Below are 24,527 nucleotides of genomic sequence, written 5' to 3'. Positions count from 1 at the left end.
GGACCCGACGACCATGACGCCTTCGACGCCTCCGACGCCCTCGAAGCGGGACCGCGCCGCGGCCCTGCCCGCCGACCTGCGCGAAGCCCTGCGCCGGCGGCTGGCCGGCCGGTCCGGCGGCGACGGGGCCGCCGCCGAGCGGGCCATCCCGCGCGCCGACCGCGGCCGTCCGCTGCCGCCGTCCTTCGTCCAGCAGCGGCTCTGGTTCCTCGACCGGCTGCGCCCCGGGGACCCGCGCTACAACAGCGCCGTCGCCCTGCGCTTCACCGGCGAGCTGAACCGCACCGCGCTCGCCGCGGCGCTGACCGCCGTGGTGGCGCGCCACGAGGCGCTGCGCACCACCTTCGCGGAGAGCGACGGCCGGCCGGTGCCGACCGTCCGGGAGCCCGCGCCGGTGGAGCTGCCGGTCCGCGAACCGGCCGAGGGCGAGAGCCTGGACGCCGTCCTGCTCCAGGAGTACTCCCGGCCCTTCGACCTCGAACGGGGGCCGCTGCTGCGCGCCCTGCTGGTCGCCGAGGCGCCGCACGCCCACGTCCTGCAGCTGACCGCCCACCACATCGTCACCGACGGCTGGTCGATGGGCGTCGTCCTGGACGAGCTGTGCACCGCCTACGAGGCCCTGGCCCGCGGCGCCGACCCGGCACTGCCCGAAGTCGCCGCCCAGTACCCGGACTTCGCGGCCTGGCAGCGCGAGCAGCTCGCCGGCGACCGGCTGGAGCGGCAGCTCGCCCACTGGCGGGAGAAGCTGGCCGGCGCCGTGCCGTCCGACCTGCCGCTGGACCACCCGCGGCGCGGCGAGGAGGCCGGCCCGGGCGGCCTGCACACCTTCACCGTCCCCGCGCCGCTCACCGCCCGGCTGCGCGCCCTCGCGACCGAGCAGCAGGGCACCCTCAACACCGCGCTGGTGGCCGGCACCCAGGCGCTGCTCGCCCGCTGGTCCGGCCAGCAGGACGTCACCGTCGGCTCGCTGATGGCCGGGCGCACCCGCACCGAGCTGGAACGGGCCGTCGGCTGCTTCGTCAACACGGTGGTGCTGCGCACCCGGGTGGCGCCCGACGCCTCCTTCCGCGAGCTGCTCGCCGCCGCCACCGAGACCGGCAACGACGCCCTCGCACACGGCGACACGCCCTTCGAACGGATCGTCGAGGCGGTCGGCGCGCCCCGCGAGGCCGGCCGCAACCCGCTGTTCGACGTCCTGGTGCTGCTGCACCCCGCCCCGCCCACCGCCGGGGACCGGCCCGGACTCGCCACCGCCCCGGTCACCGTGCCCCGGCAGGCCGCCACCTTCGACCTCAGCGTGGAGTTCGTCCCCGACGGCGAGGCGCTCACCGGCGTCCTGGAGTACCGCGCCGACCTCTTCGACGCGCCCACCGCGGGCCGGATGGCCGAGCAGCTGCTGCGCCTGCTGGAGGGCGCCGCCGTCGAACCGGACCGCCCGCTCGCCACCCTGCCGCTGCTCTCCGCGCGGGAGACCGAGCAGGTCACCCGGGGCTGGAACGCCACCGAGCTGCCCGTCGAGGCCGTCGGCCTGCCGGAGCTGCTCCGGCGCCGGGCCGAACGGACCCCGCACGCCCTGGCCCTGGTCGCGGGGGAGGAGCGCCTCGACTACGCCGAACTGGACGCCCGCGCCGAACGGCTCGCCCGCCGGCTGGCCACCACCGGCGCCGGCCCCGAACGGCTGGTCGCGCTGCGACTGCCGCGCACCGCCGACCTGGTGGTGGCCGTCCTCGCGGTCTGGAAGGTCGGCGCCGGCTACCTGCCGCTCGACCCGGCGCTGCCCTGGGAGCGGGTCGTCTACGTGCTCGAGGACGCCGGGCCGGCCCTGTTCCTGGACGAGGACACCCTGCGCGACCTGTTGGGCAACGACGACCCGGTCGACGTCGTCCTTCCCACGCCGGACCTCGCGACCCCCGCGTACGTGCTCTACACCTCCGGCTCCACCGGCCGTCCCAAGGGCGTCAGCGTCCCGCACCGTGCCCTGGCCCACCTGCTCGCCGCCCACCGGGCCGGCTTCGTCGCCGACGCGGGCGGCGGCCCGCTGAACGTCGCCCTGACCGCGTCGTTCTCCTTCGACACCTCGCTGGAGGGCCTGCTGCTGCTCGCGGACGGCCACCCGCTGCACCTCGTCGACGAGACCACCCGGATGGACCCGGCCGCCCTGGTCGAGTACGTCGTCCGCCACCGGATCGACTTCCTCGACCTCACCCCCTCCTACCTGCGCCAACTGCTGCCCGCCGGGCTGCTCGACGACCCCCGCCACCGCCCCCGGGTGCTGATGCTCGGCGGCGAGGCGGTCGCCCCCCGGCTCTGGCGCGAGCTCGCCGCCCGCCCGGAGACGGCCGCCTACAACTACTACGGCCCCACCGAGTGCACCGTCGACGCCATCGCCTGCCGGATCGACGGCGGGGACCGGCCGCTGATCGGCCGCCCGCTGCCCAACGTCCGCGCCTACGTCCTGGACGGCCGGCTCCAGCCCGTGCCGCCCGGGGTCAGCGGCGAGCTCCACCTGGCCGGCGAGCAGGTCGCCCGCGGCTACGACGGCCGCCCCGGCCTGACCGCCGCCCGCTTCACCGCCGACCCGTACGGCCCGCCCGGCACCCGGATGTACCGCACCGGCGACCTGGCCCGCTGGACGGCCGACGGGCGCCTGGAGTACCTCGGCCGCGCCGACGACCAGGTCAAGGTGCGCGGTCACCGGATCGAACCCGGCGAGATCGAGGCGGCCCTGCTGGAGCTGCCCGAGGTCCGCGCCGCCGCCGTGGCCGCCGTCCCCGACGCCCACGGCCACCACCGGCTGGCCGCCTACCTGGTCTTCGCCGACGGCGCCGCCCGACCCTCCGCCGACCTGCGCGCCGCCCTGCGCCGGGTGCTGCCCGACCACCTGGTGCCGTCCTCCTTCACCGTGCTCGACGCCCTGCCGCTCGGCACCAGCGGCAAGCTCGACCGCCGCGCCCTGCCCGCCCCCGAAACCGACGTCCGGGAAGGGGAGTTCACCGCCCCGCGCACCCCCGAGGAGGAGACCCTCGCCGCCATCTGGGCCGAGGTGCTGGGCGTGCCCAGGGTCGGCGTCACCGACAACTTCTTCGAACTCGGCGGCGACTCGATCCTCAGCATCCAGGCCGTCTCCCGGGCCCGCGCGGCGGGCCTGCGGATCGGCTCCCAGGACGTCTTCCGCCACCAGACCGTCGCCGACCTGGCCGCCGCGGCCCGCACCGCCGAGCCGTCGGCCGCCCCCGCGCCGCGCCACCACCAGGACGGGCCCGCCCCGCTGACCCCCGTCCAGGAGTGGTTCTTCGCCGCCCACGGCCCGCTGCGGCACTTCACCATGTCGATGCTGCTCGACCTGCCGTACGGGCTGGACGAAGCCGCGCTGGACCGGGCGCTGGGCGCGCTGGTGGCCGCCCACCCGGCGCTGCGCACCCGCTTCACCCGCACCGGGGACGGCTGGTGCCAGGAGCCGGTCGCGGACGCCGGAGCGCTGCTGACCGCCCTTGACCCGGCCACCGACCCCGCCGACGACCGGGAGGCGGAGCGGGAGGCGGCCGCCGAGGCCGCCCGCGCCGAGCTGGACCCGGCCACCGGGGCGCTGCTGCGCGCCGTGCTGTTCCGGCCCGCCGACGGCGCCCGGCCCCAACTCCTCCTGACCGCCCACCACCTGGCCGTCGACAGCGTCTCCTGGCGGGTCCTGCTCGCCGACCTGGCACAGGCCTACCGGCAGGCCGCCGAGGGCCACACCCCCGACCCGGCGCCCGAGCCCACCGCCTTCACCGACTGGGCCCACCGGCTCGCCGAACTCGTCCGGACCGGCGGCCTGGACGCGGACCTGCCGTACTGGACCGCCGAGACCGCCGCCCCCGCCGGGCCGCTGCCCGTCGACCTGCCCGGCACCCCCACCGCCGGCTCGGTGCGCACCCTGCGCCACCGGCTCGACCGGGCGACCACCGAGGCGCTGCTGCGGAAGGTCCCCGAGGCCTACCGGACCCAGGTCAACGACGTGCTGCTCAGCGCGCTGGGCCGGGCCCTCGCCGACTGGACCGGCACCGGGCGGGTCGCCGTCGCCCTGGAGGGCCACGGCCGCGAGGACCTCTTCGACGGCCTCGACCTCTCCCGCACCGTCGGCTGGTTCACCACCCAGTACCCCGTCACCCTGGACCTGCCGGAAGGGACGGACTGGGCCGCCACCCTCAAGCGGGTCAAGGAGCGGCTGCGCGCCGTGCCCCGCCGGGGCCTGGGCTACGAGGCCCTCGCCCGGCTCGGCTCGGCCGCCGCGCTGAGGGACCGTCCGCTGCCGCAGGTCTGCTTCAACTACCACGGCCAGTGGACCGCCCCCGAGGGCGGCGACTTCGCCCCCGCCGGGCAGGCCCCCGGCCGCGACCTCGCCCCCGACGAGCCGCTGGACCACCTGCTCGACGTCTCCGCCGTCGTCGCCGACGGCGAGCTGGAACTCACCTGGCACTACAGCGACCGGGTGCACCGGGAGGAGACCGTCCGGGCCCTGGCCGAGGCCACCGCCGCCGCGCTCACCGGCATCGTCGAGCACTGCGCGAGCCCCGGCGCCGGCGGCCGCACCCCCTCCGACTTCCCGCTGGCCGGCCTCGACCAGGCCGCGCTGGACCGGCTGGTCGGCGACGGCCGGGACGTGACGGACCTTTTGCCGCTCACCCCGCTCCAGGAGGGCATGCTCTTCCACCGCCTGGTCGGCGGCGAGGACGACGTCTACCTGGACCAGGCCGCCCTGCTGCTGGAGGGCGTCGCCGACCCGCGCGCCCTCGCCCTGGCCTGGCAGCGGGTCGCCGACCGTACGCCCGCGCTGCGCACCTCCGTGGTCTGGGAGGGCGTGCCCGCCCCGCTCCAGGTGGTGCGCCGGGGCGTCCGGCTGCCGGTGACCCACCTGGACCTGCGGGCCGTCGACCCGGCCGAGCGCGCCGAACGGCTGGAGCGGCTGAAGGCCGAGGACCTCGCCCTCGGCCTGGACATCGCCACCGCCCCGCTCACCCGGCTCACCCTGGTCCGGCTGCCCGAGGCCCGGGTCCAGCTGCTGTGGACCTCCCACCACCTGGTCCTGGACGGCTGGAGCCTCGCCCAGGTGCTCACCGACGTGTTCGCCGAGTACGCGGCGCTCACCACCGGCGCCGCCCCCGCCCCGGCGGTGCGCCGGCCCTTCGCCGACTACGTGCACTGGCTGGCCGGGCAGGACGCCGGGGCCGCCCGGGCCCACTGGCGGTCCGTCCTGGACGGCTTCGCCACCGCCACCCCGCTGCCCGCCGACCGGGCGCGGCGCGAGGCCCACCGGGCCCGCTCGGCGGGCAGCCTCAGCGCCGCCCTGTCCGAGCAGGTCTCCGAGCAACTCGCCCGCACCGCACGGCAGTCCGGGCTGACCCTCGGCACCGTGGTGCAGGGCGCCTGGGCGCTGCTGCTGTCCCGCTACAGCGGCGAGCCGGACGTGCTGTTCGGCACCACCGTCTCCGGCCGGCCCGAGGAGCTGCCCGGCGTCGAGTCGATGATCGGCATGTTCATCAACACCCTGCCCACCCGGGTCCGGGTGGACGGCGAGCGCACCGCCGCCGACTGGCTGCGGGAGCTCCAGGCGGACCAGGCCGAGGCCCGCCGGCACTCGGCGGTCTCGCTCGCCGAACTCACCGGCTTCAGCGACGTCCCCGCCGGCAGCGCGCTGTTCGACAGCATCGTCGCCTTCGAGAACTACCCCTTCGACGACGCCCGCGCCGCCGGCACCGGGGTGCGCCTGGCCGAGGTCTCCTCCCGGGACGCCACCAGCTTCCCGCTGGTGCTGCGCGCCTACCAGGGCGGGCAGGTCGGCTTCGACCTCGCCTACGACCCGGAGCTGTTCGACGCCGCGACCGTGGACGCCCTCGCCGGGCGGCTGCGGCTGCTGCTCACCGAGCTGGCCGCCGGGCTGGACCGCCCGCTGCGCGCGCTGGCCTGGACCACCGAGGAGGAGCGCCGCCGGCTGCTGGTCGACTGGAACGGCACCGCGCAGGGCCGGCCCGCGCGCACCCTGGTCGACCTGTTCGAGGAGCGGGCCGCCCGCACCCCGCGGGCCGAGGCCGTCACCTGCGGCGGGGAACACCTCGACTACGCCGAGCTGGACGCCCGGGCCGACCGGCTCGCCCACCGGCTGGCCGGCTTCGGCGCCGCCCCCGAGCGGTACGTCGCCCTGGCGCTGCCCCGCACCGCCGAGCTGGTGGTGGCCGTCCTCGCCGTCCTCAAGACCGGCGCGGCCTACCTGCCGCTCGACCCTGGCCTGCCCGCCGAACGCCGCGCCGAACTGCTGCGCGACGCCGCCCCGGTGGCCCTGGTCACCCTGGAGCCCCCGGCCGATCCGACCGGCGTCGAGGTCCCCGTCCTCGCCCTGGCCGACCCCGCGGTGCGCGCCGACCTGGCCCGCCGCCCGGCCGGCCCGCTCGGCGCCGGCCACCGCCCGCTGCCCGACAGCCCCGCCTACGCCATCTTCACCTCCGGCTCCACCGGCCGCCCCAAGGGCGTCGTGGTGCCGCACGCCAACGTGGTCCGGCTGTTCGAGCAGACCCGCGAGCTGTTCGGCTTCGGCGCCGAGGACGTCTGGACGCTCTTCCACTCCTACACCTTCGACTTCTCGGTCTGGGAGCTGTGGGGCCCGCTGCTGCACGGCGGCCGGCTCGTCGTGGTGCCCGAGGACACCGCCCGCTCCCCGGAGGACTTCCTGCGGCTGCTCGCCGAGGAGCGGGTCACCGTCCTCAACCAGACCCCGTCCGCGTTCCACCAGCTGGCCCGCGCCGACGCCGAACTCCCGGACGTCTCCGCCCGGTTGGCGCTGCGCACGGTGGTTTTCGGCGGCGAGGCGCTGGACGTCACCCGGCTCGCCGACTGGTACCGGCGCCACCCCGAGGACGCGCCGCGCCTGGTCAACATGTACGGCATCACCGAGACCACCGTGCACGTCACCCACACCGCGCTCGACCCGGCGACCGCCACCGCCGGCGGCCCCGGCCCGATCGGCACCGGCATCGCCGACCTGCGGCTGTACGTGCTCGACGGCGACCTCGCCCCGGTGCCCCCGGGCGCCGTCGGCGAACTGTACGTGGCGGGCGAGGGGCTGGCCCGCGGCTACCTCAACCGGCCCGGCCTCACCGCCGGCCGCTTCCTCGCCGACCCCTTCGGCGCCCCCGGCACCCGGATGTACCGCACCGGCGACCGGGCCCGCTGGCAGGCCGACGGCACCCTGCGCTACCTGGGCCGCGCCGACCAGCAGGTCAAGATCCGCGGCTACCGGATCGAACCCGGCGAGATCGAGGCCGCCCTCCAGACCCACCCGGGCGTCGCCCTGGCCACCGTCGGCGTCCACGAGGACGCCACCGGCACCCGCCGGCTGGTCGCCCACCTCGTCGGGGAGGACCCGGCCCGGCCGCCCGGCGCCGCCGAACTGCGCGCCCACCTGGAACGCCTGCTCCCCGCCTACCTGGTGCCCGCCGCCTACGTCCCGCTGGCCGCCCTGCCGCTCACCCCCAACGGCAAGCTGGACCGGCGCGCCCTGCCGGTGCCCGGCCCGGACGGCTTCGCCGCCGGCCGCGGGCGCACCGCGCCCCGCACCCCCGCCGAGCGGCTGGTCGCCGAGGCCTGGGCGGAGGTCCTGGACACCGGCGCGGTCGGCGCCGAGGACGACTTCTTCGCCCTCGGCGGGGACTCCATCCTCGCCGTACGGGTCACCGCCCGGCTGCGAGCCGCCTTCGGCGCCGCCGACCTCTCGCCCCGGCTGCTGTTCACCCACCCCGTGCTCGCCGACCTGGCCGAGGCGCTCGGCGCCCCGCGCCCCGGCGCCGCACCGGCCGTCATCCCCGCCGCCGACCCGGCGGCCGAGGCGCCGCTCTCCTACGCCCAGCAGCGGCTCTGGTTCCTCGACCGCTTCGAGCCCGGCAGCACCGAGTACACCTCGCTGTCCGTGCTGCGGCTGCGCGGCGCCCTCGACCGGGCCGCCCTGGGCGCCGCCCTGGACGCCCTGGTCGAGCGGCACGAGGCGCTGCGCACCACGTACGCCGAACGGGACGGCCGGGCCCGGCAGGTGGTGCGCACGCCGCACCCCGTCGAGCTGCCCTGCGCGGACGTCCCGGCGGCGGAGCTGGACGCCCACCTGGAGCGGATCGCCACCGCCCCCTTCGACCTCGCCGAGGGCCCCGTGCTCCGCGCCCACCTGGCCCGGACGGCCGCCGAGGAGCACGTCCTCGCCCTGGCGGTGCACCACATCGCCACCGACGGCTGGTCGATGGGCGTGCTCGGCCGCGACCTCGGCGAGCTGTACGCCGCCGCCCTCGAACGGCGGAGCCCGCGGCTTCCCGCGCTGCCCGTCCGGTACACCGACTACGCGGCCTGGCAGCGCACCCGCACCGCCGCCGCCGAGGCCGACCTCGACCACTGGCGCCGGGCCCTGGACGGCCTGGCCCCGCTGGAACTGCCCACCGACCGGCCGCGCCCCGCGGTGCGCACCCGGGAGGGCGCGCTGACGACCTTCACGCTGCCCGCGGAGCTGACCGCCCGGCTGCGCGAGCGCGGCCGCGAGGCCGACGGCACCCTCTACACCGTCCTGCTGGCCGCCTGCCAGGTGCTGCTGGCCCGCTGGTCCGGGCAGCGCGACGTCGCCGTCGGCACCGTCACCTCCGGCCGCGAGCAGGGCGAACTCCACGACGTGGTCGGCATGTTCGTCAACACCCTGGTGCTGCGCGGCGACATCCGCCCCGAACTGACCTTCCACGAGCTGCTGACCGCCGCCCAGCACACCGTGCTCGACGCCCTGGCCCACCAGGAGGTGCCCTTCGAACGGCTGGTGGACGCCCTCCAGCCGGAGCGCGACACCAGCCGCACCCCGCTGTTCCAGGTGATGGTGGCGCTGCACAACCTCGGCGCCGAGACGCCCCCGCTGCCCGGCCTGACGGTCGAACCCGTCACCCCGCCGGTCCGCAGCGCCGCCTTCGACCTCTCCTTCGACTTCGCCGAGCACGACGGCGGCCTGACCGGCTACCTGGAGTACAGCACCGGGCTGTTCGACGCGCGGACCGCCGAGCAGCTGGCCGACCGGCTGACCACCCTGCTGGCGGCCGTCGCCGAGGCGCCCGGGACGGCCGTCGGCGAGCTGCCGCTGATGAGCGGGGACGAGCGGCGGCAGGTGCTGCGCCAGGGCCGGGGCGAGCCGCTGCCCGGGCCGGACACCACCTTCACCGCCCTGTTCGAGGAGCAGGCCGCCCGCACCCCGGACGCCACCGCGCTGGTCGCCCGGGACGCCACGCTGGACTACGCCGCCCTCAACGCCCGGGCCAACCGGCTCGCCCGCCACCTGACGGCCCTCGGCGCCGGCCCGGAGCAGGTGGTCGCCGTCCGGCTGCCGCGCACCTCCGACCTGGTGGTGGCGCTGTTCGCGGTGCTCAAGGCCGGGGCCGTCCTCCAGTTCGTCGACCCGGACCTGCCCGAGGAGCGGGCCGCCCTGCTGCTGGCGGACACCCGGCCGCGCACGGTGCTGACCGAGCGGGACCTGCGCGAGGTGCCCTGGGACGCCCTGCCCGGCCACGACCTGACCGACGCCGAGCGGACCGCCCCGCTGCGGCCCGGGAACGCCGCCTACCTGATCCACACCTCCGGCTCCACCGGCCGCCCCAAGGGCGTGGTCGTCGAGCACCGCCAGCTGGTCAACCTCTGCCGCGACCACCGGGAGGGGATGCTCGCCCCGCACACCGCCGACGGCGCCCGGCTGAAGGTCGCCCTCAGCGCCTCCCTCTCCTTCGACACCAGCTGGGAGGGCCCGCTGCTGCTGGTCTCCGGCCAGGAGCTCCACCTGATCGACGAGGATGTCCGGCTGGACCCGCAGGCCTTCTGCGCCAGGATCGTCGAGCAGCGGCTCGACGTCGTCAACGTCACCCCCTCCTACCTGCGCGAACTCACCGCCGCCGGACTGTTCGGCCCCGCCCCGCACCACCCCCGGCTGCTCCAGCTCGGCGGCGAGGCGATCCCCGCCGCCACCTGGCGGGAGCTGGCCGAGGTCCGGGCCCGACTCGGCGTCACCGTCTACAACCTGTACGGGCCCACCGAGTGCACCGTCGACGCCGCCTACGCCCGCTGCGCCGACCACCCCGGGCGCCCGGTGATCGGCCGGCCGGGCCGCGGCGTCACCGCCTACGTGCTGGACGGCGCGCTGCGCCCGGTGCCGCCCGGCATGCCGGGGGAGCTGTACCTGGCCGGACGGCAGGTCGCGCGCGGCTACCTCGGCCGGCCCGGGCTCACCGCCGGCCGCTTCCTCGCCGACCCGTACGGCGCCCCCGGCACCCGGATGTACCGCACCGGCGACCTCGCCCGCTGGGACGCCGCCGGGCAGCTGGAGTTCCTCGGCCGGGCCGACGACCAGGTCAAGATCCGCGGCTTCCGGATCGAGCCCGGCGAGGTCGAGGCCGCCCTGCTGACCCACCCCGACCTCGCGGACTGCGCCGTCGCCGCCCGCGAACAGGGCGGCCGCACCCTGCTGGTCGGCTACCCGGTGCCGGCCGGCGACCGGGTGCCGCCCGCCGAGGAGCTGCGCGCCTGGCTGCGGCGCACCCTGCCCGACCACCTGGTGCCCACCGCCTTCGTCCCGCTCGCCCGCGTCCCGCGCACCACCAGCGGCAAGACCGACCGGCGCGCCCTGCCCGCCCCGCCCGCCCAGCCGGACCGCACCACCCCGTACGTCGCCCCGCGCCCCGGCACCGAGGAGCGGCTCGCCGCGATCTGGGCCGAGGTGCTGGGCGTGCGGCGGGTCGGCGCCCGGGACAACTTCTTCGCGCTCGGCGGCGACTCCATCCTCAGCATCCAGATCGTCTCCCGGGCCCGCGCCGCCGGACTCGCCCTCACCACCAAGGACGTCTTCCGCTACCAGAACGTCGCCGAACTCGCCCTCTGCGCCGGGGAGTCGACCGTACGGACGGAAGCGGACGAGGCCGAGCCTGCCGAGGCCCCGCTCACCCCGATCCAGCACTGGTACCTCGACGGGCGCCGCCCCGGCGAGGCGCTGCGCTTCACCATGACCCAGCGGCTGGTGCTGGCCCCGGACACCGACCCGGCCGCGCTGCGGCAGGCCGTGCTCGCGCTGGTGGAGCACCACCCGGCGCTGCGCACCCGCTTCCGCCACGGCGAGGCCGGCTGGCACCAGGAGGTCCGGGAACAGGCACCGGACGGCGTCTTCACCCACCACCGGACCGTCCTGGAGACGGAGGTGCAGCGGGCCGCCGAGGAGGCCCAGCGCTCCCTCGACCCGCTCCAGGGCCGGATGCTGCGCGCCCTGTACTTCGACGGCGGCGCCGGCCGGCCCGGCCAGCTCGTGCTGACGATCCACCACCTGGCCGTGGACGGCGTCTCCTGGCGCATCCTGCTGGCCGACCTCGAAGCCGCCCACCAGGCCGCCCGCGGCGGCGCGCCCGTCCGGCTGCCGGAGCCGGGCACCTCCTACACCCGGTGGGCCGCCCGGCTGGAGCGGCACACCCGCTCCGGCGCCCTGGACGGCGACACCGCGTACTGGACCCGCACCGGCGAGGCCCCGGCCGGACTGCCCACCGGGCGCCCGGGCGCCAACACCCACGGCGCCGCCGCGACCGTCACCGTGACGCTGGACGAGGCGACCACCGGGGCGCTGCTGCGCCGCGTCCCCGAGGTCTACCGCACCCAGGTCAACGACGTCCTGCTCAGCGCCCTCGGCCGCACCCTGGCCCGCTGGTGCGGCCGGGACACGGTGCTGATCGGGGTGGAGGGCCACGGCCGCGAGGACCTCTTCCCCGACCAGGACCTCTCCCGGACGGTCGGCTGGTTCACCGCCGAGTTCCCGCTCGCCCTGCGCGTCGACCCCGAGGCCGGCTGGCACCACACCCTGCGCTCGGTCAAGGAGCAGCTGCGCGCCGTCCCGCTGCGCGGACTCAGCCACGGCGCGCTGCGCCACCTGCTCCCGTCCGGCCTCCCGGAAGGCGCGGCCGCGCCGCAGGTCGGCTTCAACTACCACGGCCAGTGGGACACCCGCACCGGCGCCGACGGGCTGCTGCGTGGCTCGCTGCCCCCGGCCGGGCGCGACACCGACCCCGACGAGCCCCGCCCCTACCTGCTCGACGTCATCGGGGCCGTCCAGGACGGCCGGCTCGAACTGGGCTGGACCTACCCGGCGGAGGTGTACGAGGAGGCCACCGTCCGCGCCCTCGCCGAGCAGACCCTCCAGGCGCTGCGCGAGCTGGCCGAGCACTGCGCGGGCCCCGGCGCCGGCGGCCGCACCCCGTCCGACTTCCCGCTGGCCGGCCTCGACCAGGAACGGCTGGACGGCCTGGTCGGCGACGGCCGCGAGGTCGCGGACGTGCTGCCGCTGACCCCGTTGCAGTCCGGCATGCTCTTCCACGGCCTGGTCGACGAGGACGGCGCCTACGTGGACCGGATCGCCGTCCGGCTGGCCGGCGTCGGCGACCCGGCGGCCTTCGCCGCCGCCTGGCAGCAGGTCGCCGACCGCACCCCGGCGCTGCGCACCGCCGTGCACTGGCGCGGCCTGCCGCACCCCGTCCAGCTGGTCGCGCGCCGCGCCGCGCTGCCCGTCCGCCACCTCGACTGGCGCGCCCTGACGCCCGAACGGCGCGCCGAGGAGACCGAGCGGCTGCTCGCCGAGGAGCGGGCCGCCGGCCTCGACCTGGGCACCGCGCCGCTCACCCGCCTCGTCCTGGCCGCGCTGCCCGACGAGGAGGTGCTGCTGCTCTGGTCCACCCACCACGTGATCCTGGACGGCTGGAGCACCGGCCAGCTGCTCACCGAGGTCTGCGAGGAGTACGCCGCGCTGACCGGCGGCCCGCAGGCGCCCCGCCCCGTACGCCGCCCGTTCGCGGACTTCCTGGCCTGGCTGCGCGAGCAGGACGGGCGGGCCGCCGAGGAGCACTGGGGCGCCGCGCTCGCCGGGTTCACCGAACGGACCGCGCTGCCCTACGACCGCCGCCCCGCCGGCGCCCACCGGGCCCGCTCCACCGCCGCCGTCCACCGCGTCCTGGACGAGGCGGCCTCCGCCCGGCTGCGGGAGAACGCCGCCGCCGCCGGACTGACCGTCAACACCCTGGTCGAGGGCGCCTGGGCGCTGCTGCTGGCCCGCTACGGCGGCACCGCGGACGTCGTCTTCGGCACCACCGTCTCCGGGCGCCCGGCCGAACTGCCCGGCGTCGAGACGATGATCGGGCTGTTCATCAACACCGTGCCCGCCCGGGTCCGCATTCCCTCGGGCGGCGTGCTGCCCTGGCTGCGCGACCTCCAGGACCGGCAGAGCGAGGGCCGCGGCCACGACCACTTGGCGCTGACCCGGATCCAGGGCCTGAGCGAACTGCCCGCCGGGGAGCCGCTGTTCGACAGCATGCTGGTGTTCGAGAACTACCCCGTCGACGAGTCCGCCGCGGACCGCACCGGCGTCCGGGTGGTCGAGGTGCGCGCCGACGACGCCACCACCTTCCCCTGGTGCCTGCGCGCCCACCTGAGCGGACAGCTCGCCTTCGACCTGGCGTACGACCCCGCGCTCTTCGACCAGCGCACCGCCCGGGACGCCGCCGACCGTCTCGCCCTGCTGCTGACCGCCCTCGCCGACGGCCTGGACGGCGACCTCGCCGCACTGGACCCGCTCACCCCGGCCGACCGCGACCTGCTCGCCTCCTGGCACGCCACCGCCCGCCCGCCGGAGCCGCGCAGCCCGCTGCGGGTCTTCGCCGAACAGGTCCGCCGCACCCCCGACGCCCCCGCCGTGCGCGAGGGCGGGCGCGAGCTGGACTACCGCGGGCTGGACGACTGGTCCGACCGGCTGGCCGCCCGGCTGCTCGCCGACGGCCTGGCCCCCGAGGACCGGGTCGCCCTGGCGATGGACCGCGGCACCGAACTCGTCGTCGCCCAGCTGGCCGTCCTCAAGGCCGGCGGCGCCTACCTGCCCGTCGACCGGCGCGCCCCCGAGGAGCGCCGCCGCACCCTGCTGGAGCGGGCCGGCGCGGCCGCGACCCTGACCGCCGGACAGGTCGCCGCCGCCCGCGACGGAGCGGCCGCCCCGGACCTGCCGCCCGCCGACCCCGACCGGCTGGCGTACGTGATGTACACCTCCGGCTCCACCGGCGAGCCCAAGGCCGTCGCCGTCCGCCACCGCGATGTGGCCTCGCTCGCCACCGACAGCCGCTTCACCGGCGGCCGCTGCGCCCGGGTGCTGCTGCACTCGCCGGTCGCCTTCGACGCCGCCACCTTCGAGGTCTGGGCGCCGCTGCTGAACGGCGGCTGCGTCCTTGTCGCCCCCGACGGGCCGGTGGACGCCGCGCTGCTGCGCCGCCTCGCCGGCCCCGACGGGCCCACTGCGCTCTGGCTCACCGCCGGGCTGTTCCGGCTGCTCGCCCAGGACGCGCCGGACTGCTTCGGCGGCCTGCGGACCCTGTGGACCGGCGGCGACGTGGTGCCCGCCGCCGCCGTGCGCCGCGTCCTGGCGGCCTGCCCCGGGCTGACCGTGGTGGACGGCTACGGGCCCACCGAGACCACCACCTTCGCCACCGCCCACGCCCTGTCGGACGCCGCCGCGGTGCCCGACACCGTCCCGATCGGCCGCCCGCTGGACGACCGCCGGGCGCACGTCCTGGACGCCCGGCTGCGGCCCGTCCCGCCGGGCTGCGCGGGCGAGCTCTACCTGGCCGGCGAGGGCCTGGCCCGCGGCTACCTGGGCCGCCCCGGCGCGACCGCCGCCCGCTTCCTCGCCGACCCCTCCGGCCCGCCCGGTGCCCGGATGTACCGCACCGGGGACCTCGCCCGGCGCCGCCCCGACGGCACCGTGGAGTTCCTCGGCCGCGCGGACGACCAGGTGAAGATCCGCGGCTTCCGGGTCGAGCCCGCCGAGGTGGAGGCGGCCCTGGCCGCCCACCCGCTGGTCGCCGATGTCGCCGTGGTCGTCCGCGAGGACCGGCCCGGCGCCCGCCGGCTGGTCGCCTACGCCGTCGGCACCGACGGCGCCCCCGACCCCGGCGAACTGCGGGACTTCGCCGCCCGCGCCCTGCCCGACTACCTCGTCCCGTCCGCCTTCGTCCCGCTCGACGCCCTCCCGCTCAGCCGCAACGGCAAGGTCGACCGCGCCGCCCTCCCCGCCCCCGAGGAGCGGCCCGGCGGGCGCCGCGAGCGGGTCGAACCGCGCACCGCGGCCGAACGCCGCACCACCGAGCTCTTCGCCGAGGTCCTCGGCATCCGCCCGCCCGGCACCGACGAGGGCTTCTTCGACCTCGGCGGCGACTCCATCCTCAGCATCCGGCTCGCCGCCCGCCTCACCGAGGCCTTCGGCACCGAGCTCGGCCCCCGCGCCGTCTTCGACCACCCCACCCCGGCCGGCCTGGCCCGGCTGCTCACCGAGGAGCCCGCCGCCCCGGCCCGCCCGCCCGTCGTCCCGGTGCCCCGCACGGGCGCCGCCCCGATGTCCCACGCCCAGCAGCGCCTCTGGTTCCTGGAGGAGTTCACGCCCGGCGTCTCCGAGAACGTCGCGCTCGCGCTGCGGCTGCGCGGCACCCTCGACACCGGCGCCCTCGGCGCGGCCCTGGACGCCCTGACGGCCCGGCACGAGTCGCTGCGCACCACCTTCGACAGCGTCGACGGCCACGGCGTCCAACTCGTCCACCCGCCGCACGCCGTGCCGCTGCCGCTGCACGACCTCTCCGGGCGGCCCGCCGACGAACGGCCGCGGGCCCTGCGCGACCTGCTCGCCGCCGACCGCGCCCGCCCCTTCGACCTGCGCCGCGGACCACTGCTGCGCGCCACCCTGGCCCGGCTGGCCGACCGCGAGCACGTGCTGGCGCTGACCCTGCACCACATGGTCACCGACGGCTGGTCCACCGGCGTGCTGCTCACCGACCTGGCCCACCTCTACCGCGCCGAACTCGGCTCCACCGAAGCCGAGTTGGCACCCCTGCCGGTGCAGTACGCCGACTACGCCCACTGGCAGCGCACCGCCGGGGCCCCCACCGGGGAGCAACTCGCCTACTGGAAGGGCCAACTGACCGGCGTGGTCCCGCCGCAGCTGCCCACCGACCGGCCCCGGCCCGCGGTGCGCACCGCCAACGCCGCCAACGCCGCCACCGTCCGACTGGAACTGCCCGCCGACACCGCCCGCCGGCTGGCCGAGGTCGGCCGGCGGCGCGGCGCCACCCTGTTCACCACCCTGGTCGCCGCCGCCCAGGCCTACCTGGCCCGGCTCTGCGGGGACACCGACATCACCGTCGGCACCATCACCTCCGGCCGGCACCGGCCCGAGGTCCAGCGGCTCGTCGGGTTCTTCGTCAACACCCTGGTGCTGCGCTCCCGGGTCGAGCCCGGACAGCCCTTCGACGCCCTCCTCGGCGAGGTGCGGCAGACCGTCCTCGACGCCTTCGCCCACCAGGACGTGCCCTTCGAGAAGGTGGTCGACGAAGTCCAGCCGGTGCGCGACACCAGCCGCAGCCCGCTGTTCCAGGTCCACGTGGTGCTCCAGAACGCGCCGTCCGCCGAACCCGACCTCCCGGGCCTCGACGTGACCGGCATCGAGCCCGACGCCGTACGGACGCCCTTCGAGCTGGTGCTGGAGTTCGTCGAGACCGCGAGCGGCGCCCTGCACGGCCTGTTCACCTACGACACCGACCTGTTCGACCCGGCCACCGTCGAGCGGATGGCCGGCCAGCTCGCCACCCTGCTCACCGCCGTCGCCGAGGACCCGTCCCGCGCCGTCGGCGCGCTGCCGCTGGCCGGCCCGGAGGAGTCGCCCGCCGAGCCGTACGGCGGCTTCCGGCCGGTGGCCGAGGCGACCCTGCCCGAGCTGTTCGAGCGCCGGGCCGCCGCCACCCCCGGGGCACCGGCCCTGCTCGACGGCGAACGGGAGCTGAGCTACGCCGACCTCGACCGGGCCGCCAACCGGCTGGCCCACCAGCTCATCCGGCGCGGCGTCGGCCCCGAGCGGCTGGTCGCCCTCGCCCTGCCCCGCTCGGCGGCCATGGTGGTCGCCCAACTCGCCGTCGCCAAGGCCGGCGGCGCCTTCCTCCCCGTCGACCCCGACTACCCGGCGCCCCGGCGGGAGTTCATGGTCCGCGACGCCGCCGCCCACCTGCTGCTCGACGACCCGGCCCAGGTCTGGGCCGCCGAGGGCCCGGACACCGCGCCCACCGACGCCGACCGCACCAGCGCCCTCACCCCCGCCCACCCCGCCTACGCCGTCTACACCTCCGGCTCCACCGGAACGCCCAAGGGCGTCCTGGTCACCCACCGCGGCCTCGCCGTCTTCGCGGCCGCCGCCGCCGAGCAGTACGCCGTCGGCCCCGGCGACCGGGTGCTCCAGTTCGCCTCGCCCAGCTTCGACGCCTCCGTCCTGGAACTGTGCATCTCGCTGCTCTCCGGCGCCGCCCTCGTCACCGGCGAGGAGGGGCCGCTGGTCGGCGAACGGCTCGCCGAGGCGCTGGCCGCCCGCCGGATCAGCCACACCCTGATCCCCCCGGCCGCCCTGGCCACCCTGGAACCCGAGACCGCCGCGGCCCTGACCGGGCTGCGCACCCTGGTCGTCGGCGCCGAGGCCTGCCCGGCCGACCTGGTCGACACCTGGGCCCCCGGCCGGCGGATGGTCAACTCCTACGGCCCCACCGAGGCCACCGTCGTCGCCACCTGGACCGGCCCGCTCGCCCCCGGCAGCGGCAGCCCCGCGATCGGCCGCCCCAGCGGCGCCACCCGCGCGTACGTCCTGGACACCGCCCTGCGGCCGGTGCCGCCCGGCGTCACCGGGGAGCTCTACCTGGCCGGCCCCGGCCTCGCCCGCGGCTACCTCGGCCGCCCCGGCCTCACCGCCCGGAGCTTCCTCCCCGACCCGTACGGCGCCCCCGGCGAGCGGATGTACCGCACCGGCGACCTCGCCCGCCGCGCCGCCGACGGCCAGCTCCGGTTCGCCGGCCGCGCCGACGAGCAGATCAAGCTGCGCGGCTTCCGGATCGAACCCGGCGAGATCGAGAGCGCCCTGCGCCGCAGCCCCCTGGTGCGCGACGCCGTCGTCACCGTCCGCGCCGACGGCCCGGGCGGCGGCCGGCTGGTCGGCTACGTCGTCCCCGCCGACGCCACCGCCGGCGCCCCCGCCCTCGACCTGCGGCTCCACCTCGCCGAGACGCTGCCGCCGCACCTCGTCCCCTCGGCCTTCGTCGCGCTGGAGCGGCTCCCGCTCACCCCCAACGGCAAGCTCGACCGGCGGGCCCTGCCCGACCCCGGTCCCGCCCAGGCCGCGGCCGGCCCCGGCCGGGCGCCGGAGACCGACCTCGAACGCCGGATCGCCCGGATCTGGGCCGACGTCCTCGGCCTCGACGAGGTCGGCGCCGACGACAACTTCTTCCTGCTCGGCGGCGACTCCATCCTCAGCATGCAGGTGGTCTCCCGGCTGCGCCGCGACGGCCTGCACCTGGCCACCCGCGACCTGTTCAGCCACCAGACCGTGGCCGAACTGGCCACCGTCGTGCGTACCGCCACCGAGCGCGCCGACGACGGCCCGGTGACCGGCGGCGTGCCGCTCACCCCCATCCAGGAGTGGTTCCTGACCACCCCGCGCGCCGCCCACCACCACTTCAACCAGTCCACCCTGCTCGAACTCGCCGCCGACTCCGACCCGGCGGCGCTGCGCACCGCGCTCGACGCCCTGCTGGAACACCACGACGCCCTGCGGATGCGCTTCACCCGCGACGAGGCCGGCTGGCACCAGTTCAACCCGCCGCCCGCCCCCGCCGAGGACCTCCTGGTCCACCACGACCTGACCGGGCAGGACGCCGGGGCCGCCGACGCGGCCATGGCCAAGGCCGCCGACGAGCTGCACGCCGGCTTCGACCTGGCCCGCGGCCCGCTGCTGCGCGCCGCCCTGTTCACCGGCCACCCGGAGCACCCGGCCCTGCTGCTCCTGGTCGCCCACCACCTGGTCGTCGACGCCGTCTCCTGGCGGGTGCTGCGCGACGACCTGGAGAGCGCCCACCGCCAGGCCGTCCAGGGCGGGCCGGTCACCCTGGGGGAGCGCGGCACCTCCTTCCGGTACTGGGCGCAGCGGCTCGCCGCCCATGTCGCCGAGGGCGGCCTGGACCACGAACTCCCGTACTGGGAGGAGGCGGTGAGCGCCCGGGCGGCCCTGCCCGGCAGCCCGTCCGGGACCGGCGGTCCGTCCGGTCCCGGCGGTGCCGAGACCGCGGCGGTCACCGTCGAACTCGACGAGGCCGACACCGAGGCGCTGCTGCGCGCCGCCCCCGCCGCCTACCGCACCCGGGTCAACGACGTGCTGCTGGCCGCCCTCGCCCTCGCCCTGGCCCGCTGGAGCGGGCAGCAGCGGATCGGCCTGGACCTGGAGGGGCACGGCCGCGAGGACCTGCTGGACGGCGTCGACCTGTCCCGTACGGTCGGCTGGTTCACCACCGTCCACCCCGTCACCTTCCACGTCCCCGACCCCGCCGAGCCCGGCCCGGACCGCGACTGGCGCGCCCTGGTGAAGTCCGTCCGCCGACAGCTGCGCGCGGTGCCCGGCAACGGCCTGGGCTTCGGCGCCCTGCGCACCTTCGGGACGCCCGGGGTCCGCGAGCGCCTCGCCGCCGGCGGCCACGGCCAGGTGGTCTTCAACTACCTCGGCCAGTGGGACGCCCGGCCCGAGGCCGCCGGCGACGGCCTGGTCCGCGCCGAACTCGGCTCCTTCGGCCAGGACCACGACCCCCGGGACGGCGGCTCCCACCCGCTGGAGGTGGTCGGCGCGGCCCAGCACGGACGCCTCGCCTTCACCTGGCACCACCGGCCCGCCGTCCACGACACCGGGGCCGTCCGCCGGGCCGCCGAGGACTTCGCCGCCGCCCTGCGGCAGATCGCCCGGCACGCCCGGGAAGGACGGTGACGACCCCGCCCACCCGCACCGACCCCGCCCACCCGTACCGACCCCGCCGAGACCGACCGACGATGACGAAGGAGCCCGACATGGACGAGAACACCCGCTACCAGGTGCTGCGCAACGACGAGGAGCAGTACTCCCTCTGGCCCGCCGACCTCGACGTCCCGGCCGGCTGGCAGCCCGTCGGCACCGAGGGCACCGAGGCCGAGTGCACCGCCTACGTCGACGAGGTGTGGACCGACATGCGCCCGAAGAGCCTGCGCGAGCGCATGGAGAACGCCCGAGCCTGACCGGCCGCGGGGACGGGGCCGCCGGCCGCGCCGACCGGCCCCGCCCCACGGCTGCCGCACCACCGAACCACCACGACCCAAGAGGAGAGCGGCATGACCCCTCAGCTGCGCACCGAGCACCTGGAGTTCATCCCCTACCGGCCCGAGGACGAGGACGCCTTCGTCTCCCTGCTCCGCAACGCGGACGTGTGCCGCTGGATGGGCCAGGACCTGGTGCCCGAGCCGGACATCCGCACGCTGTTCCGCGCGATCCTGACCGACGTCTACCCGCAGCACCTCTTCGACATCTGGGGCCTCTGGCTGGACGGCGCGTACGCCGGCCACGCCGAGGTCAAGCGCACCGGGAACGTCGACGGCCACGAGCTGGTCACCGCGCTGGCCCCGGAGTTCTGGGGCCGGGGCCTGGGCGCCGAGGTGGTCCGCGGCCTGATCCGCTACGCCGGCGACGAACTGGGGCTCAAGGAGGTCTACGGCATGGTCGGCGCGGAGAACACCCCGAGCCTGGCGATGTGCCGCCGGCTCGGCTTCCGCCACCTGCGCGACGTCGTCGGGGACGACGGCTCGGTGACCAAGCTGCTCGCCGTCTCCACCACCGACCCGGCCTGAGCCGCCCGGGCCCGCGGCGCGCTCGGCCGTACGGTGAGGGTGCCGGAGCCGCCGGCACCGTCGCCACCAGGAGGCCGCCGTATGCGGGACCGACCGACCGCGGGGCTCGACCTGCCGCCCGAGGACCGGGCGGGCGCGCCGCTGACGGGCTGGACCCGTCGGCACTGGATCGCCGTCGCGGACCACCTGCTGGCGTCCCTGCGGCCCTACCGCAGCCCGCTCGGGGCGCGGATCTCGCCACCGGGGCGCGGCAGCTGGTCGGGCGGCGACACCGACGGCCTGGAGGGCTTCGCGCGGACGGCGGTGCTGGCCGCCGTCCGGCTGGCGGCCGGCGACGAGCCGGCGCGCGGCCGCCTCGGAGAGCTGGCCGACCAGGTCACCGCCGGGCTGCTCGCCGGCACGGACCCCGGCGGGCCGGAGCGCTGGCCGCCCGTCACCGACTACTCCCAGCAGATCGTCGAGGCCGCGTCGCTCGCGGTGGCCCTGCACGAGTCCCGCCCGTGGATCTGGGAGCGGCTGACCCCCGGTCAGCGCGAGCAGGTGGTGGGCTGGCTCGGCGGGACGGTCGGCCGGGGCGTCCGGGAGAACAACCACGTGCTCTTCCAGGCGGTGGTCGGCGAGTTCCTCGCCTCCGTCGGCGCCGGGCACGACCGGTCCGAGATCGAGGACCGGCTGGACCGGATCGAGCCGTGGTACTCCGGCGACGGCTGGTACCTGGACGGGCCGGAGACCCGCCACGACTACCGCTCGGGCGGCCCGCGGGAGTTCGCCGTCGGCCCGGAAGCGGCCTACGACGCCGGCCGCCGCTTCGACCACTACAACGCCTGGGGGTTCCACCTCTACCCGCTGCTCTGGGCGCGGATCGCCGGGGAACGCGCCGGGGCCAGGGCGGCGCTGTACCGCGAACGGCTGCACCGCTTCCTCGCCCAGTACCGCTGGCTGTTCGGGCCGGACGGCGCGGTGCTCCACCAGGGTCGGTCGCTGAGCTACCGCTTCGCCTGCCTGGCCCCGTTCTGGCTCGGGGCGCTGGACGACGCGACCCCGCTCACCCCGGGGCAGACCCGCCGCCTGGCCTCCGGCGTGCTGCGGCACTTCACCGAGCGGGGCGCGCCCGACCCGCGCGGCCTGCTCCCGCTCGGCTGGTACGGGGAGCAGAGCGCGGCCGCCCAGGTCTACAGCTCGCCCGGCTCCCCGTACGCGGCGGCCATGGGGTTCCTGGGGCTGCTGCTCCCGGCCGGCCACCCGGTGTGGACGGCGCCCGAGGAGCCGCTCGCGGGGGAGCGCGCCGACCTGACGGCCGCGCTGCCCGTCCCCGGGTTCCTCGTCCACCGGACCGCCGCCGACGGGCTCGTCCGGGTGCTCAACCACGGCTCCTGCTACCTGACCGCCCCGCCGGCCGTCGAACGCGACGAGCCGCACTACGCCAGGCTCGCCTACTCGACCCGCACCGGGCCGGTGATCGGCCCGGAGGCGCCACGGATCGACAACCACCTGGCGCTGCTCCTGCCCGACGGCACCGCCACCCGCCGCGAGCGCATCCACCCGCTCGCCGTGACCGACCGGTACGCCGCCTCCTGGCACCGGCCGCTGCCCCCCGGCGGGCCCGTCCCCGGCGCGGCGCCGCCGCCCGTGGTGAGCGTCTCGGTGCCGGCCGGGCCCTGGGAGATCAGGGTGCACGGGCTGCGCCGGCCGCCCGGCTGGGGCCTGCGCGAGGGGGGTTACGCACTGGCGGCCGAGGCGGAGCCGGAGAAGGTCCTGCGGGAGCTTCCGGGCGCGGCCGTCCGGACGGCATCCGGCGCGAACGGGCCGGGGCTGGTCAGCGCGGTGCTCGGGCTGCACGGCTGGACGGCGGCGGAGGTGCACCGCCGCGAGCGGGCGAACGCCTTCGGCCACCGCTGCGCCGTTCCCCTCCTCGTGCTCCCGCCCGCTCCGGCACGGGTATGTGACGAGTCGTCAGGACAGATCGAGGTGGTGGTCGGCGCCGTGCTGCTGACCGGCGCGCCGGGGGCGCCCCCGGCACCGGAGGTGGCGGTCCGGGTGGCGGGCACCGAGGTCCGACTGACGTGGCCGGACGGGCGGGAACTGCTGGTCCGCCCGGTCCTGCCGTGGCAGGCCCCGGTCGACCGCGGTCCGGCGACCTGAGTTCAGCGCCGGCGAGGTCGCCTCCGAGGCCTGGGGGTCAGCGGTTCTTGAACTCCTCGATGGCGCTCCGGGTCGCCTGCCCCATCGCCTCGCTGCCGGCGTGCCCGGAGTCCTCGATGATGTGGAGCCGTGCCCCCGGCCACGCCTTCGCGAGCTTCCAGGCCGTCTGCACCGGGCAGCCCATGTCGTGCCGGCCGTGGACGAGCACGCCCGGGATGCCAGCCAACAGGTGGGCGTCGCGCAGCAGTTGGTCCTCCTCCAGCCAGGCGCCGTGGCTGAAGAAGTGGGCGCAGATCCGGACGAAGGCGATCCGTTCGTCCACCTCGCGGTCGCTGTACATGCCGGGAGAACCGTTGGGCTCGTTGGAGACGACCGCGTCCTCCCAGGCGAGCCAGTCGGCGGCGGCCTTCTCCCGGACGGCGCGGTCGGGGTTCTCCATCAGCCGCGCGTACGCCGCCAACAGGTCGCCGTCCCGCTCGTCTTCCGGGACGCCGTCGCGGAACCGGTCCCACGCCTCCGGGTGGAAGCGTCCGGCACCCCGGTAGAGCCAGTCGATCTCGGCCCGCCGGGCCGTCGTCACGGCCGGGATGACGATCTCGGTGACCCGCCCTGGATGCCGCTGCGCGTAGGCCAGGACGAGGGTCGACCCCCAGGAGGCGCCGTTCAGCAACCACCGCTCCACACCGAGGTGTTCGCGCAGCCGCTCCATGTCGTCGATCAGGTGCCGGGTCGTGTTCAGGCTCATGTCCGCCGCCGGGTCGCTGGCGTGCGGGGTGCTGCGGCCGCAGTTGCGCTGGTCGAAGCGGATCACCCGGTAGCGCTCCGGGTCCCAGGCCCGGGTCGGCCGTCGCGGCGCCCCCGCCCCCGGGCCGCCGTGGACGTTCAGGGCGGGCTTGCCGTCCGGGTTGCCGAGCTGCTCGTAGTAGAGGCGGTTGCCGTCTCCGGTATCCAGGAACCCGGTGTCGTACGGCTCGGTCGGAGGATAGAGGTCAACCATGACCGCCGATCGTACGCGGAGGCCGCAATGGGTGGAAGGCGCCGCTGGCGCTCCGCCCCGGGGCCGGTTCGCACTCGATTGGCTTCGGGTCAGGTCCGCTTGCGGCTCGCGATCTCGTCGGAGAGCCGCTGCACGTGGGCGGGGTCCACGTCCCGGGCGAGGGCGACGTAGTGGTCCATGACGGCCGGCCGGTAGCGCACGGGAAACGTCTGCCCCGGGGCGAGTCGGGTGATCTCGGTGATCGTGAGGTTCTCGTCCGCGATACCGCGGAACGAGATGCCGCCGATGGTCTCCACGTCGAGCATCAGGGCCACGCGTGGACTGCCGCCGCTGCTGATCTCCCGCCAGTCGACGAGAACGCCGAGCGCGAGCGCCCCCGTGCGCAGCTCCGCATTGCGCTTCCGTGCGTCCCTGCTCAGGACGGGGTTCGGGGCGATGCCCGGGAAGTCCGGCCCGACGCCGAGCGCTTCCCGACTCAGGTCGGGCCTGAGCCGCGCCGCCATGTCGTTGAGCTTCTTCTCCGAACCGAACATCCTGTCCCCTCCCTCACGCCGGTGCCGGAATCCCGGCCCGGCGCTTCGCGTTGGCCGCGATTGTACGTCGCGGCCGTTCCCGG

The 24,527-nt window shown here is 76.9% G+C and carries 6 protein-coding genes; 4 read left to right on the top strand and 2 right to left on the bottom strand.

All coding sequences use genetic code 11. The features are described from left to right. The first annotated feature begins 13 nt into the window (after window positions 1-13). The 4 genes from ACWDD9_RS07010 (at window position 14) to ACWDD9_RS06995 (ending at window position 22,914) form a co-directional block, all read left to right on the top strand. The gene (locus ACWDD9_RS07010) at window positions 14-19,882 is read left to right on the top strand and encodes a non-ribosomal peptide synthase/polyketide synthase (protein ID WP_449811010.1); all 19,869 of its coding nucleotides are present in this window, start codon (window positions 14-16) and stop codon (window positions 19,880-19,882) included. Between the two features lie 80 nt (window positions 19,883-19,962). Next, window positions 19,963-20,166: an MbtH family protein gene (locus ACWDD9_RS07005; RefSeq protein WP_049649584.1), complete on the top strand. Its 204-nt coding sequence runs from the start codon at window positions 19,963-19,965 to the stop codon at window positions 20,164-20,166. Window positions 20,167-20,259: 93 nt separating this feature from the next. Further along, complete coding sequence (locus ACWDD9_RS07000) at window positions 20,260-20,772, top strand: GNAT family N-acetyltransferase (RefSeq protein ID WP_049649583.1); 513 nt, start codon at window positions 20,260-20,262, stop codon at window positions 20,770-20,772. Between the two features lie 81 nt (window positions 20,773-20,853). Beyond that, on the top strand, window positions 20,854-22,914 hold the full coding sequence (locus ACWDD9_RS06995) for a DUF2264 domain-containing protein (RefSeq protein ID WP_449811009.1): 2,061 nt from the start codon (window positions 20,854-20,856) through the stop codon (window positions 22,912-22,914). A 37-nt stretch (window positions 22,915-22,951) separates the two neighbouring features. Here the strand turns inward: ACWDD9_RS06995 and pip are convergent, their stop codons facing one another. Then, window positions 22,952-23,911, bottom strand: coding sequence for a prolyl aminopeptidase (gene pip / locus ACWDD9_RS06990; protein WP_449811008.1), 960 nt, complete (start codon window positions 23,909-23,911; stop codon window positions 22,952-22,954). Between the two features lie 89 nt (window positions 23,912-24,000). Beyond that, on the bottom strand, window positions 24,001-24,444 hold the full coding sequence (locus ACWDD9_RS06985; protein WP_449811007.1) for a hypothetical protein: 444 nt from the start codon (window positions 24,442-24,444) through the stop codon (window positions 24,001-24,003). Window positions 24,445-24,527 lie beyond the last annotated feature (83 nt).

It is taken from the genome of Kitasatospora sp. NPDC001119 (genome assembly GCF_053598475.1).
Note: the sequence above shows the minus strand (reverse complement) of the source record. Positions and strands in the feature narration are given on the sequence as shown.